Origin of the sequence: Campylobacter blaseri, assembly GCF_013201895.1 — a bacterium.
Taxonomy (GTDB): Bacteria; Campylobacterota; Campylobacteria; order Campylobacterales; family Campylobacteraceae; genus Campylobacter_B; species Campylobacter_B blaseri.
Window position 1 is genome coordinate 650,302 of sequence record NZ_CP053841.1, and the last position, 13,466, is coordinate 663,767.

Consider the following 13,466-nt stretch of genomic DNA (forward strand, 5'->3'; position numbering starts at 1 on the left):
TTCGTTCAGTATATTAATGTTCATAGGTAAATTTAAATGCTGAATCTAATTAAAAATCATAGATAAAATAAAGTTGTTGTGGTTTTTGTATACAAATAAGACATAGGAAGATAAATAGATCTATATTTGGCTCTTTAGTTATTTTTTTACACATCTGTTGTTTTGAGTATTTGTTGACTTTTTTAAAATATTTCTGATTTTTTCTTTTAGCTTAGATGTTTTTTTCTGTTTTCCAATTGATAAAAACAGCTCTTCAAGTTCTATTTTTTCTTTTTTTGTCAGCATTTGCATAATTATTTCTCCATTAATCTTTTTAGTTTGCCTAAAACAAAATTTACATCTTCTTCTTCAAGCTCACACAGCATTAAAAACATAGCCATAGCAGCTTGTGGCTTACTTGTTCCAAGACGCCAGTCTTGGTAAGTTCTCATAGACACTCCAAGTTTTTTAGCCATAGCAGCTTGGGATATCTTTTTACCCATGTGCTTTGATTCAACAGCATTATGCAAAATATTAAAAATATCGCTAATTTCTACCATGTATATATTATACAAAATTTTTTGTAAATAGCACATTAAAATGTAGATTTTATGCAGATATCTTCATAAAAAACATATATATTGCATGTTAAACCATTTTTTATGTATTAAGTATACATTATCTCTCATAAAAGTAACATTAAACTAGATAAAATTTCATAGTATTGTGTGTAAAAGTTTACATACTCTTTTAAATATAATAATATGTATAATTTTAATTTTAAAATTTAATCAGCTATAAGATATAAAATTTATAGGTTGAGTTTAGTAGACTAAAGTTAATTGAATAAAATATTTTATAAAAGACTTGACAAGAAGACACTCATATTGTATAATACACTTAGCAATTAAAATTAATGAGTGCTAAGTTAAAAAGGATTAGGTGTAAAATGAAGCTAAATAAAAGAGATTTGATATTAGATTACATAATAGAAGCCTATCTTGATGAAAATACTCCAATAGGCTCAACTGAACTTGGGCTTAGAATGGATGGTTTGATACCAGCTTCTACTATTAGAGTCTATTTTAAAAAGCTCAATGATGAAGGTGCCATAAAGCAACTTCATGTAAGTAGCGGCAGAATACCAACTACTAGCACTATGAAGAAGTATTGGCTTGAAAGGCTTGATTTAAGTGAGAAAATAGATATTAATGATGAAGAGGCTCTTGCTGATGTAGTTAGTAAATTTAATATCTATTGTATGATTTTTAGCTCAGATTATGAAATTTTAGAAGAGGTTATAAATCATAAAGATAGGTTTATAATACTTAGTTTTGATAAGGGTGAGATAATTTTAAAATTTAATAGCAAAGTCTATAGTTTCTTATCAAATTTAATAGGAATAGAGCTAAGTGCTTTAGAGAAAATTTCAATTCAAATTGGTCTAAGCGAGCTTAGAACAAAAATTAGAGAGCTTAAAAACTCAAAAATAGAGTTTATAGCAAATGAGACAGTTGCATATAAAATCTTTAATGATGAAAGATTTAAAATGCTTTTAAATCCTAGTATAACAACTAGATTTAATCAAAATATAATCTTTTCACCTATCTTTGATAAAGGATTTATGGGCATAAAAAGAGATGTAGTTTATAAAAATAGTGATGCTACTATGCTTTGTGCAGGTAGTGTTTATGAGGATTATGAGAAATTTTTTAACAATATAATGGAGGCAGCATGAGCGAGAATAAAGAAAACCTAAAAAATGATGAGAATTTAGAGGTTGATGAGATAGCAAAAGATGATGAGTCTTTTGATAACAAAGAAGAGTTAAGCGAAGTAGAAAAGCTTCAAAACGAGCTAAGCGAGATAACTGATAAATTTTACCGTGCAAATGCAGATTTTGAAAACATTAAAAAAAGGCTTGAAAAAGAGAAAATTAGTGCGGTTGCATATGCTGGTGAAAAATTTGCAAAAGATTTTTTACCTATTATTGATGCGATGGAAGAGGCACTTAAGCTTGATTATGGCGAAAATGAGCTTGCACATAAGATTAATGAGGGCATAAAACATTGCGTTGATATGACTCGTAGAGCTTTTGAGAAGCATGGAATTGTGGAAATCTCAAATGATGGCAAATTTGACCCAGAGGTTCATAATGTAATCTCTGTGATTGAAAGTAGCGAACATGAAAAAGATGAGATAGTTCAGGTGTATCAAAAAGGATACAAATATAAAGATAGAGTGCTTCGTGCCTCTATGGTAGTAGTAGCAAAATAAAATTTAATAAAAAGGATAAAAAATGTCAAAAGTTATAGGAATAGATTTAGGAACAACTAACTCAGCGGTGGCGATCTTTGAAAGAGGAGAGTCTAAAATAGTACCAAACAAAGAGGGTAAAAATACAACTCCATCAGTTGTGGCTTTTACTGATAAGGGCGAAATCTTAGTTGGTGATAGTGCAAAAAGACAAGCGGTTACAAACCCAGAAAAAACCATTTATTCTATAAAAAGAATTATGGGTTTGATGATGAATGAAGAAAATGCAAAAGAGGCACAAAAAAGACTACCTTATAAAGTAGTTAACAGAAATGGTGCAGCTGCTGTTGAAATCAGTGGTAAAGTTTATACTCCACAAGAAATTTCAGCAAAAGTTTTAATGAAACTAAAAGAGGATGCAGAGGCATATTTAGGTGAAAGTGTAGTGGACGCTGTTATAACAGTTCCAGCATATTTCAATGATAGTCAAAGAAAAGCTACAAAAGAGGCAGGAACAATCGCAGGTCTTAATGTTTTAAGAATTGTAAACGAACCAACAGCTGCGGCTTTAGCTTATGGACTTGATAAAAAAGCAGCTGAAAAAATAGCAGTTTATGACCTTGGTGGTGGAACATTTGATATAACAGTTTTGGAAACTGGCGATAATGTCGTAGAGGTTCTTTCAACTGGCGGTGATGCATTTTTAGGTGGTGATGACTTTGATAATAAATTAATTGATTGGCTAGCTAGCGAGTTTAAAGCTGAAAATGGAATTGATTTAAAAAGCGATGTTATGGCTATGCAAAGACTAAAAGAGGCAGCTGAAAATGCTAAAAAAGAGTTAAGTTCTGCTATGGAGACAACTATAAATTTACCATTCATTACAGCAGATGCAACAGGTCCAAAGCACCTTACAAAAACCCTTACAAGAGCTAAATTTGAAAGTATGATAGAGGGCTTAGTAGCTGAGACAATATCTACAACACAAAAAGTTATGAAAGATGCTGGACTTAACTACTCAGAGATAAAAGAGGTTGTTATGGTTGGTGGATCAACTCGTGTTCCACTTGTTCAAGAAGAGGTTAAAAAGGCATTTTCAAAAGAGCTTAACAAAAGTGTAAACCCTGATGAAGTTGTATCAATTGGTGCTGCTATCCAAGGTGCTGTTATAAAAGGTGATGTTAAAGATGTTCTTTTGCTTGATGTTACACCACTTAGCTTAGGAATTGAAACTTTAGGTGGAGTTATGACTAAAGTTATAGAAAAAGGAACAACAATTCCTACTAAAAAAGCTCAAACATTCTCAACAGCTGAAGATAACCAAAGTGCAGTTACTATAAATGTATTGCAAGGTGAGAGAGAATTTGCAAAAGATAACAAAACTTTAGGAAATTTCAATCTTGAAGGTATTATGCCAGCTCCAAGAGGAGTTCCACAAATTGAAGTTGAATTTGATATCGATGCAAATGGAATTTTAACTGTTTCAGCTAAAGATAAGGCAACAGGTAAAGCAACTGATATTAGAATCACAGGCTCAAGCGGACTAAGTGAAGATGAGATTGATAAAATGGTAAAAGATGCCGAGGCTCATAAAGAGGAAGATAAAAAGAGAAAAGAGGGTGTTGAAGCAAGAAATCAAGCAGATGCAATTGCACATCAAACAGAAAAAACTCTAAATGAAATGGGTGAAAAAATTCCAAGCGATCAAAGAGCAAACATTGAATCAGCCTTAAACGATCTAAAAGCAACTTTAAAAGATGAAAATGCTACAAAAGAGCAAATTGACAGTAAAGTTGCAGCTCTTAGCAAAGTTTCTGAGGAGATGTATAAAGCAGCAAGTCAAAACGCACAAGACAGTGCCAAAACTTCTGAAAATAGCTCCAAGAAAAAAGACGATGATGTAATTGACGCTGAAGTTGAATAGAACTTTAAAAAAATAGGGGGCGTAAGTTGCCCCTTTAACTTTACAAATTTACACTTTAATTCATTTTAATTTTTTAAACACTACTTTTTTTCTAATTCAAAGTTAGTTTTAAAACACAATATAATATCATTATATAAATTCTAATAAGGAGTTATATTGTGAGAAATTTATTAAAATTTTTTTTATTCGTTAGCATTGTGTTTAGTTCGAGTCTTATTGCAAAATATCCATCAAAAACAATAGAAATAATTGTTCCATCAAAAGCAGGAGGATCAACTGATTTAACTGCAAGACTGTTTGCTGAAACAGCAAAGAAATATTGGAAAGATGCAGATTTTACTATAGTAAATAGAGGCGGAGCAGGAGGTCTTATAGGTTTTGAAGCTATAAATAGAAGTAAGCCAGATGGCTATACTTTAGGACTTATTTTCACACCACAGCTAGTTGCTCATATTGTATCAAAAAGAGCTAAGTATAATTTGGATAATTTTAAAATAGTTGGTAATGTAGCTGAAGATCCAGGTGTTATAGTTGTTAATGTAGAAAGTCCTATCAATAACTTAGAAGATTTAGTAAAAAAAGCAAAAACCGAAAAGCTAACAGTAGCTGTAAACGGGGTTGGAAGTGATGATTATATCGCAGCTAAAAATTTAGAAAAATCAAATGGTATTTCATTTAACCTTATGCCAACTAAAGGCTCAACCGAGCAAACTACAGCTATTTTAGGAAATCATATAGATGCTTCTGTTATGAATTTATCTCAAATGATAACTCACTATAAAGCAGGAAAAGTTAAAATAATAGCTATCTTATCTAAACAAAGATCAGAACTTGTTCCAAATGTCTTAACTTCAGTAGAGCAAGGATATGATGTATTAATGACTGCAACAAGAGGGTTTATTGTTCCTGGAAAAGTTAAAGATGATATTTATAAAAAAATTGTAGATCTTTATACAAAAGTAATAAACGATGAAGAGTTTAAAAAAAGAGCTAAAAATAGTTATATTTTCTTAAAAGCTCTTGAAGCAAGTGAATATAAAGCCTACCTAGAAGAGTTGCAAAATATAACCAAAAAAGTATATGATGAATCTCCTTGGTAATTATTATGCAGTTAAGACATTTAAGTATTTTTTTTAGTTTACTTTTTATCTTAATCTCAATGCTTTTATATAAAAGCATTGAGAATTTAATCACTTACTCCATAGCCACTACCTCAATTTATATAAAATTTTTATCAATTTCTCTATTTGCTTGTAGTTTTTTTGAACTTATTAAAAATATATTCAGTAAAAAAGATGAAAAGATTGTAATAGCAAAAAATATTAAAAAATTTTCTATACTTATTATATTACTTATAGGATATGTTTGTATAATGGGATATCTTGGTTTTATAATATCGAGTTTAATATTTTTAATTTCTACTATGTGGCTTATGGGATATAAAAAAATTATACAAATCTTAATTACATCATCTATCATAGTGGCTTTTGTATATATTTTATTTTCTGTAATATTTAAAATACCACTACCTGAGTTAATAATTTTAGAGGGGTTATTATGGAGATAAATATAGTTGAAATATTACAATCTGTTCTCTCTTTTCAAACACTGCTTGCTGTATTTATAGGTACTGTTTCTGGTATTGTTATTGGAGGAATTCCAGGACTTACTGCGACTATGGCGGTTGCTCTTTTGATACCTATAACTTTTTCTTTTTCACCGCTTGTAGGACTTTGTTTGATGGGGGGAGTTTATGCAGGAGCTATGTATGGAGGTTCAATTGTAGCTATTTTGCTTTCTACTCCCGGAACTCCTGCGGCTGCTGCAACGGCGATTGAGGGCTATCCTTTAACAATGCAGGGCAAAGGTGGTTTAGCATTAAAGGTTTCAGTTGTAGCTAGTTTTATAGGTGGAACTTTTTCTGTTTTAGTTCTGCTTTTAATTTCTCCTATACTTGCTAAATTTGCTTTAAAATTTGGACCACCTGAGTATTTTTTACTTGCGGTTATGGGATTAACTGGCGTTGTTTCAGTTTCAAGTGGAGGAGTTAATAAAGGGCTTATTTCAGGTCTTATTGGACTTATAATAGCACTTATTGGAACTGATCCTATGAGTGGTAGTTTAAGATATACTTTTGATATATTAGATTTGTATGAAGGTGTATCATTTATGCCTGCACTTATTGGTATGTTTTCCATAACACAAATGTTGGCTTTAACAGGAGAAGAGTGCATAACAAAAAATAAGATTGATTATGGCGCTATAAAAAGAGACAAAATGCCAAAAGGTATGGTAAAACCTATAGCTACAGGAACTATAGTAGGAACTATTGTTGGTATTATTCCAGGAGAGGGTGCTACGATAGCAGCTTTTATGTCGTATAATATCCAAAAGCAAAGATCAAAGCTAAAAAGCCTTTTTGGTAAAGGAAATGTTGAGGGAATAGCTGCTGCTGAAAGTGGGAATAATGCTTGTGTTGGAGGTTCTTTAGTACCTCTTTTAACGCTTGGAATTCCGGGCAATACTGTTTCAGCTGCTTTAATGGGTGGACTTATGATACAAGGCTTAATACCAGGACCAGAATTATTTACAACGCATAGCACTATTACTTATGGATTTATAATATCTTTATTTATAGCAAATATTGTATTTTTATTAGTAGGTCTATTTTTTGCACCTTATTTTGCAAAAGTCTCAATAATACCATCATCTATTTTAATAGCTGCAATCAGCGTATTTGCTATCATAGGTTCTTACTCTATGAATAATAGCTTATTTGATGTATGGCTAACTTTGATGTTTGCATTTGGTGGGTATATACTAAAAAAAGCAGGTTTTTCTTTAAGTGCTATTATTTTAGGGCTAATTCTTGGACCTATTGCAGAAAACGGTTTTTCTCAGGCATTAACTATGTCTTCGGGTAGTTATATTATATTTTTTGAAAGCATTCCTGCAAAAGTTTTATGGGTTATAATTATAGCCTTGACTATACAGCCTTTAATTTCTAATTTTAAAGCTAATAAAGAAAGCAAATTAATAAAATAAGTTATATCTCTAGCATTAAAAGCTAGAGATATAAATGTTAAAACATCATTTTATAAATATCATCAAGAATAAAATATTTTTTATCTACACTTCCTCTATAAAAAGGTTTAAATGTTTCATTGTAAGAGTTTGAAAAAAAGTCCTCTTTTGCAAGACTTATTATTACTTCATTAACTTTATTTAGTAGTTGTGTATTGCCTTTTTGTATAGTAACACAGTCAAAAAAAGATTCACCAATAGCACCAATGCTTACTTCATAGTTGCTATCTAAAAGAGGGATTGTGGCAGTTGAAACAATATTATGCATAAATGCATCACCTTCGCCATTTCTCATTTTTTTATAACAGTCTCCATTATCTATACAATATACTATATTAAATTTACCTTGTTTTTGCAAATAAACATCAGAGTTTGTATTTTTGATTGTCAAGATATTTTTTCCTTGAAGATCCCCAATATTTTTTATATTTAATTTTTTTGGAGTTACCATTGATAAATTTATAGAAAAATATGGTATAGAAAAGTCAACATGTTTCTCTCTTTCATCATTTCTTGTAAAAGCAGCTATAACCATATCAACTTTATTATTTTCTAAAACATCAATTCTTTCAGATTGTTCTACTGCTGTAAATACAATATTCATATTTTCATTGAACATGCGTTGAATTAGATTTTTTGCAAAGGTTATTTCAAATCCTTCAAAAGTACCGTCATCTTGAAGTTTACTAAAAGGTGGCATATATTTTGAAACACCTATTCTAATAGTTTTTGAATCTATAATCTCTTGATAAGAGTTTGCCGATAAACTAATTACTAATATACAAAATATTAAATATATTTTTTTAATCATATCTGCTCCCTTGAGTTAAAGTTAAGTCATTATATTTTAAAACTGTTTAATATATCTTTAATATATATTTAGATTTTTAAATATAATAATAGATTAATTTTTGGGATATATATTTTCCATAGTATTTCTTATAGATGGATTAATAAGTGCCATTTCATCTTTGCTATTTCTTATAATTTTGCTATCAGTTTCAAATTCTTTATCATCTAGCTTATCTTTATAATCAATATTAGCAAGTATATGCTTTATGGTGTTAATTCTAGCTTTTTTCTTATTGTTTGAATCAACTATAATCCATGGATTTACATTAGTATCTGTTTCTAAAAACATATGATAAATTGCTATTGAATACTCATCCCAAAGACCTTGAGCTTTTTCATCAACAGCTGAAATTTTATATCTTTTTAAAGGATTTTCATGTCTTTCTTTAAATCTTTTGGCTTGAGTTTTTTTCTCAATAGATAAAAATACTTTAAACATTATAATATCTGATCTGGTTAAAAGTGTCTCAAAGCTAGGAACTTCTTGGAGAAATTGAATATGTTCTTGTTTGGTGCAAAAGCCCATAACAGGTTCAACCATAGCTCTATTATACCAAGACCTATCAAAGATTACTATTTCACCCGCACTTGGCAAATGTGATACATATCTTTGAAAATACCACTGAGTGCTTTCTACATCACTTGGTTTTGCTAGAGCTACAACCTTACAACCTCTAGGATTTAGATGTTCTGTTATCCTTTTTATAGTTCCACCTTTTCCAGCAGCATCCCTTCCTTCAAAAATTATTAAAATTTTTAAACCTTTATCTTTTACATGGTATTGAAATTTAAGAAGTTCAATTTGTAGTTTCTTAAGCTCTTTTTCGTAGTTAAATTTTTTATCTTTTTTTGACATGGTTCACCTTTTTATAAAACTTTACTAGATTATACTAAAATAAAATATAATTTTAGTATATAGTTTTATATTAAAACTTAAAGAATAAAATACACATAATAAATAAAATTTTTAAGGATAAAATTTATGAGATTTTTTATAGCTTTTTTGCTATTTTTTACTATTTTAAATGCTGAAGGCTTAAGCACAGCAGATGCTTTTAAAGTTGAAGCTTTAGTCAATAAAAAAGATGGAGTAGTTTTTAAATTTGATATAGATGATAGTGTTTATCTATATAAAGACAGGCTAAAAGTTGCAGTTGGCGATAATGACATCACAGATATGCTAAGCTTGCCAAAAATTACAGAGTATAAAAGCCATAAGGTTTTTGAAGGCGATTTTAATCTTACAATACCTAGTGGGCTTATACTAAGCAGTGGAAATTTAGATGATTTTAAGATAAATTTATCATTTATGGGTTGTGCTTATAGTGGGGCTTGCTATAGTCCACAAAACTATATTTATGAGTTTAAATATGATGCAAATAAGTATAGCATTGCAAAAACAGAAAAAAAAGTATCTAGCAAAACAGAAGAAAAGATAGTGGTTTCTGAACAAGATAGTATAAATGAGTATATTCAAAATAGTGGATTTTTAGCCGTTTTGGCTACATTTTTTGGATATGGATTGCTACTTGCCTTAACCCCTTGTGTTTTTCCGATGATACCAATACTCTCATCAATCTTAGTCGCAAAATGTGAAAAAAACAACACTAAAAAAAGTTTTTTTATAAGTTTTATTTATGTTTTTTTTATGTCATTAGCATATGCAATAGCAGGAGTAATTGCGAGCTTTTTTGGAGCTAGTGTTCAAGGAATGCTTCAAATTCCATGGGTGATAATTCTTTTTAGTTTGATTTTTGTAGCACTTGCTTTTAATATGTTTGGCTTTTATGAGATAACCCTTCCTTCAAAGCTAGAAAATGTAATTAACAAAAAAAGTGAATCAAAAAAAGGGTATATAGGTGTCGCTATAATGGGATTTTTGTCGGCCTTGATAGTTGGACCTTGTGTTGCAGCACCACTTGCTGGAGCTTTGCTTTATATAGCAAACACAGGAGATGCTTTGCTTGGTGGGCTTTCGCTTTTTATTATGAGTTTTGGAATGGGAGTTCCACTTCTTTTAATAGGGCTTGGAGCAAATAAAATACTTCCAAAACCAGGTTTTTGGATGGACGAAGTTAAAAAGATATTTGGTTTTATAATGCTCTTTATGGCAGTTTGGATGTTCTCAAGAGTTATAAGTGCGAACTTAACTATGTTTTTATATGGGGTTTTGGGAGTTATGTTTGCTTCATTTTTTGGAGTTTTTGACAAAATTGAAAATGGCTTAAATACTGGATTTTTAAAATTTAAAAAAGGCATTAGCTTTGTTATTTTGATTTACTCAGTTTTACTTATAATAGGTTATTCACTTGGCGGAACTAATCCATTTAAACCACTTGAAAACTTTTCTGCAAGTTCGAATATACAAACTTTACCACAACAATCAAACAATGCTAAACCAAATTTTACAAAAGTATCAAATATGCAAGAACTTGATAACATAATTAACAACTCAACTAAGCCGATTATTATAGACTTTTGGGCAACTTGGTGTGTGGTTTGTAAAGAGCTTGATGTAGTGATAGAAAGTAGTGAAATTCAAGATATTCTTAAAGATTTTGAGTTAGTTAAAATTGATGTAACTAATAGCACTTTAGATGATAAAGAACTAATGAAAAGATTTAATGTATTTGGACCACCTGCGCTTATATTTTTCAAAGATGGAAAAGAGATAAAAAACGAACAACTTGTAGGCTTTATGGATAAAGCAAATCTTAGTGATAAGTTAAAAAGAGTTTTAGAGTATTGATAGGTTAGTTTTAAGGCTATTTAGAATTTAAATAGCCTTATTTATAAGCTTATAACCATATTTAACTTAGACAAAATTCACCAAAATCTATAACTAATTTACCTTTTGTATTTATAATGCCAACTTCATAATCTAGCCTAACTACTGTAAAGCCATTTTCGTTAAACTGATCGATTTCATCAAACTTTGGTTTTATTAATATTTTCCCAGTTTTATCTACTAACCCACATTTTTCATCTAATTCAATTTGAGCTATGCCGTATTCATCAAAGCTATCAATAAAATCAAACTTTGGTTCTAAAACTATTTCGCCTTTATTATTTATAAGACCGTATTTTTCATCTAATTCAATTTGGGCTAAGCCGTATTCATTAAAATCATCAATAAAATCAAACTTTGGTTCTATCAATATCTCACCATCTTTATTTGCCATTCCCCATTTTTCATTTTCTTTAATTGTATTATATTGCAATCTTTGTATTCTGAATTAAATTCGCTCATATAGCTATCCTTTGTATAAAGTATTTTATATATTATAGCATTAAAAATTATTAATTTGAATATTTTTGTATGATTAAAGTAGATTTGCTGATCAAGATAATAGAGTTAAAGAGAATATAAAATTAATTCTCTTTTTTTGTATTTTTAAAGATATTTAAAATCCAAAAGCTAGCTCTTTTTAAAAGTCCTCTTTTTTTGGATTTTTGAAGTAGGTAGTTAGCGACATCTTTTCTTCCAAACATAATGGCAAAACTATATGGAGTCATACCCATTCCGTTGTTTTCATCTATGTTTGCACCATTTTCTACAAGTAGCTTTACCATATCAAGATATCCTTTAAAGCAAACACCAGCTAGTGGAGTTTGTCCTCGGTCGTTTTTTTCATCTACTAACGCACCTTTTGAGATTAACATCTTAGCCGTTTCATAGCTATTGTTATATGATGCTAGCATTAAAAGAGAATCGCCTTTTTCATTTTTTAAATTTACATTAAGACCTGCTTCTATCATGGTTTTTAAATCATCTGCATTGTTGCTTCTTGCAAAATTAAAAGCCATTTGGCAAAGCTCAGCATATCTTTGCTCTTCCTCTTTTGTTAGCTCTACATCTCCATTTTTAGGGTTGGTAGCAAGATTTTCGCTACCATTTTTTTCAAAATTATTTTGCATTTAGAGCTTCTCTTACACCTTTTGCATAATCAGGTGAAATTTTTTCAAAATGCATTAATGCACGGTTGAGAATTTCATTGTTAACACCATGAATGTGATCTGCAATATTGTTAAATAGTGCTTGTTTTTGAGAATCATTCATCAGGTTAAATAGATCTCTTGGTTGTGAATAGTAATCTGTATCATCATAGCTAAATTTTTGTGCCACACCTTCGATCTCAATATCAGGCTCTAAATAGCTTCTATCTTCAGCTGGACCACCAAAGCTGTTTGGTTCATAGTATTTTTTACTCTCAACTTTATACATTCCGTTATTCATAGTACCACCTACTGTATAGGTTTCTACCTTATTTATAGGGCGGTTTACTTCAAGCTGTGCATAGTGAGTTCCTACTCTGTATCTTTGCGCATCAGGATAGCTAAATATTCTAGCTTGTAGCATTTTATCAGGAGATACTCCAATTCCAGGAACTATATTTGATGGGCTAAATGCAGCTTGTTCTATCTCATTGAAGTAATTTTCAGGGTTTTTATTTAGAATAAAATAACCAACATCAATTAGTGGATAATCTTTATGTGACCAAACTTTTGTCAGGTCAAATGGGTTAAATCCACATGTTTTTGCCTCAGCTTCAGGCATAATTTGGATTTTAAAGTCCCAAATTGGAAAATCACCTTTTTCAATTGAGTTATAAAGATCTTCTTGGTTGCTTTCTCTGTTTTGTCCAATGATTTTAGCAGCTTCTTCGTTAGTTAGGTTTTTTATACCTTGTCTAGTTTTAAAGTGAAATTTAACCCAAAATCTTTCATTTTTAACATTTATAAGACTATAAGTATGGCTTCCAAAACCATGCATATTGCGGTAGCTAGCTGGAATTCCTCTATCACTCATAAGTATTGTAACTTGGTGTAGGGTTTCAGGACAGAGTGTCCAAAAGTCCCAAGCTGCTTCATTTGATCTTAGATGTGTTCTAGGATCTCTTTTTTGAGTATGTATAAAATCAGGGAATTTTATAGGATCTCTTAGGAAAAATATTGGGGTGTTGTTCCCAACTAAGTCCCAGTTTCCTTCTTTTGTATAAAATTTCATTGCAAATCCACGAACATCACGCTCAGCATCAGCAGCGCCTGCTTCACCTGCAACAGTTGAAAAACGAATTAGCATTTTTGTCTTTTCGCCTTTTTGTAAAACACTAGCTTTTGTATATTTTGAAATATCTTCAGTTATAACAAGCTCACCAAAAGCACCACTACCTTTTGCGTGAACTGTTCTTTCTGGAATTCTCTCTCTGTTTTGATGGGCTAGTTTTTCTAAAAGTTGATAGTCTTGTAGTAAAAGCGGACCATTTTTACCAGCACTAGTGCTATTTTGGTTATCAGCTATTATATTACCTGATGTTGTTGTTAATGTTGCCATTTTAAATCTCCTTTATATTAAGTAATAAATATTATT

The 13,466-nt window shown here is 30.4% G+C and carries 14 protein-coding genes; 7 read left to right on the forward strand and 7 right to left on the reverse strand.

Annotation, left to right across the window (positions count from 1 at the left end):
- Positions 1 to 138: 138 nt before the first annotated feature.
- Together CBLAS_RS03365 and CBLAS_RS03370 are read right to left on the reverse strand one after the other, a co-directional pair.
- Positions 139 to 291 (reverse strand): hypothetical protein, encoded by a 153-nt coding sequence (locus CBLAS_RS03365; RefSeq protein ID WP_157940009.1) that lies wholly within the window; start codon positions 289 to 291, stop codon positions 139 to 141.
- Between the two features lie 2 nt (positions 292 to 293).
- The gene (locus CBLAS_RS03370) at positions 294 to 539 is read right to left on the reverse strand and encodes a helix-turn-helix domain-containing protein (protein WP_106870149.1); all 246 of its coding nucleotides are present in this window, start codon (positions 537 to 539) and stop codon (positions 294 to 296) included.
- Positions 540 to 928: 389 nt separating this feature from the next.
- Here CBLAS_RS03370 and CBLAS_RS03375 point away from each other — a divergent pair, with 389 nt between their 5' ends.
- From CBLAS_RS03375 to CBLAS_RS03400, 6 genes are all read left to right on the forward strand, one after another.
- Entirely contained in the window at positions 929 to 1,717 is a 789-nt protein-coding gene (locus CBLAS_RS03375; protein WP_106870151.1) for an HrcA family transcriptional regulator, read from the forward strand.
- Positions 1,714 to 2,256 carry a nucleotide exchange factor GrpE gene (locus CBLAS_RS03380; RefSeq protein ID WP_106870153.1) on the forward strand — a complete coding sequence of 181 codons (543 nt, stop codon included), beginning with the start codon at positions 1,714 to 1,716 and terminating at the stop codon, positions 2,254 to 2,256. The genes CBLAS_RS03375 and CBLAS_RS03380 overlap by 4 nt, the downstream gene beginning before the upstream one ends.
- A 22-nt stretch (positions 2,257 to 2,278) precedes the next feature.
- Positions 2,279 to 4,159 carry a molecular chaperone DnaK gene (gene dnaK, locus CBLAS_RS03385; RefSeq protein WP_106870155.1) on the forward strand — a complete coding sequence of 627 codons (1,881 nt, stop codon included), beginning with the start codon at positions 2,279 to 2,281 and terminating at the stop codon, positions 4,157 to 4,159.
- Between the two features lie 158 nt (positions 4,160 to 4,317).
- Positions 4,318 to 5,259 (forward strand): tripartite tricarboxylate transporter substrate binding protein, encoded by a 942-nt coding sequence (locus CBLAS_RS03390; protein ID WP_106870158.1) that lies wholly within the window; start codon positions 4,318 to 4,320, stop codon positions 5,257 to 5,259.
- 5 nt (positions 5,260 to 5,264) lie between these two features.
- Positions 5,265 to 5,726, forward strand: a complete 462-nt coding sequence (locus CBLAS_RS03395; RefSeq protein ID WP_106870159.1) for a tripartite tricarboxylate transporter TctB family protein — start codon at positions 5,265 to 5,267, stop codon at positions 5,724 to 5,726.
- Complete coding sequence (locus CBLAS_RS03400) at positions 5,717 to 7,204, forward strand: tripartite tricarboxylate transporter permease (RefSeq protein WP_106870161.1); 1,488 nt, start codon at positions 5,717 to 5,719, stop codon at positions 7,202 to 7,204. The genes CBLAS_RS03395 and CBLAS_RS03400 overlap by 10 nt, the downstream gene beginning before the upstream one ends.
- 37 nt (positions 7,205 to 7,241) lie before the next feature.
- On the opposite strand, the gene CBLAS_RS03405 is transcribed toward CBLAS_RS03400, so the two are convergent.
- Both CBLAS_RS03405 and ppk2 read right to left on the reverse strand, forming a co-directional pair.
- Positions 7,242 to 8,054: a transporter substrate-binding domain-containing protein gene (locus tag CBLAS_RS03405; protein WP_106870163.1), complete on the reverse strand. Its 813-nt coding sequence runs from the start codon at positions 8,052 to 8,054 to the stop codon at positions 7,242 to 7,244.
- A gap of 93 nt (positions 8,055 to 8,147) precedes the next feature.
- Complete coding sequence (gene ppk2, locus CBLAS_RS03410; protein ID WP_106870165.1) at positions 8,148 to 8,951, reverse strand: polyphosphate kinase 2; 804 nt, start codon at positions 8,949 to 8,951, stop codon at positions 8,148 to 8,150.
- A gap of 126 nt (positions 8,952 to 9,077) precedes the next feature.
- Here ppk2 and dsbD point away from each other — a divergent pair, with 126 nt between their 5' ends.
- A complete protein-coding gene (dsbD, locus tag CBLAS_RS03415; RefSeq protein WP_106870167.1) occupies positions 9,078 to 10,844 on the forward strand; it encodes a protein-disulfide reductase DsbD in 1,767 nt (588 codons plus the stop codon).
- A gap of 61 nt (positions 10,845 to 10,905) precedes the next feature.
- On the opposite strand, the gene CBLAS_RS03420 is transcribed toward dsbD, so the two are convergent.
- The 3 genes from CBLAS_RS03420 to CBLAS_RS03430 all read right to left on the reverse strand — a co-directional run bounded on the left by CBLAS_RS03420 (position 10,906) and on the right by CBLAS_RS03430 (position 13,430).
- A complete protein-coding gene (locus CBLAS_RS03420) occupies positions 10,906 to 11,316 on the reverse strand; it encodes a WG repeat-containing protein (RefSeq protein WP_106905674.1) in 411 nt (136 codons plus the stop codon).
- Positions 11,317 to 11,467: 151 nt separating this feature from the next.
- Positions 11,468 to 11,902: an ankyrin repeat domain-containing protein gene (locus CBLAS_RS03425; protein WP_241517578.1), complete on the reverse strand. Its 435-nt coding sequence runs from the start codon at positions 11,900 to 11,902 to the stop codon at positions 11,468 to 11,470.
- 100 nt (positions 11,903 to 12,002) lie between these two features.
- Entirely contained in the window at positions 12,003 to 13,430 is a 1,428-nt protein-coding gene (locus CBLAS_RS03430) for a catalase (RefSeq protein WP_106870173.1), read from the reverse strand.
- Between the last annotated feature and the right edge of the window lie 36 nt (positions 13,431 to 13,466).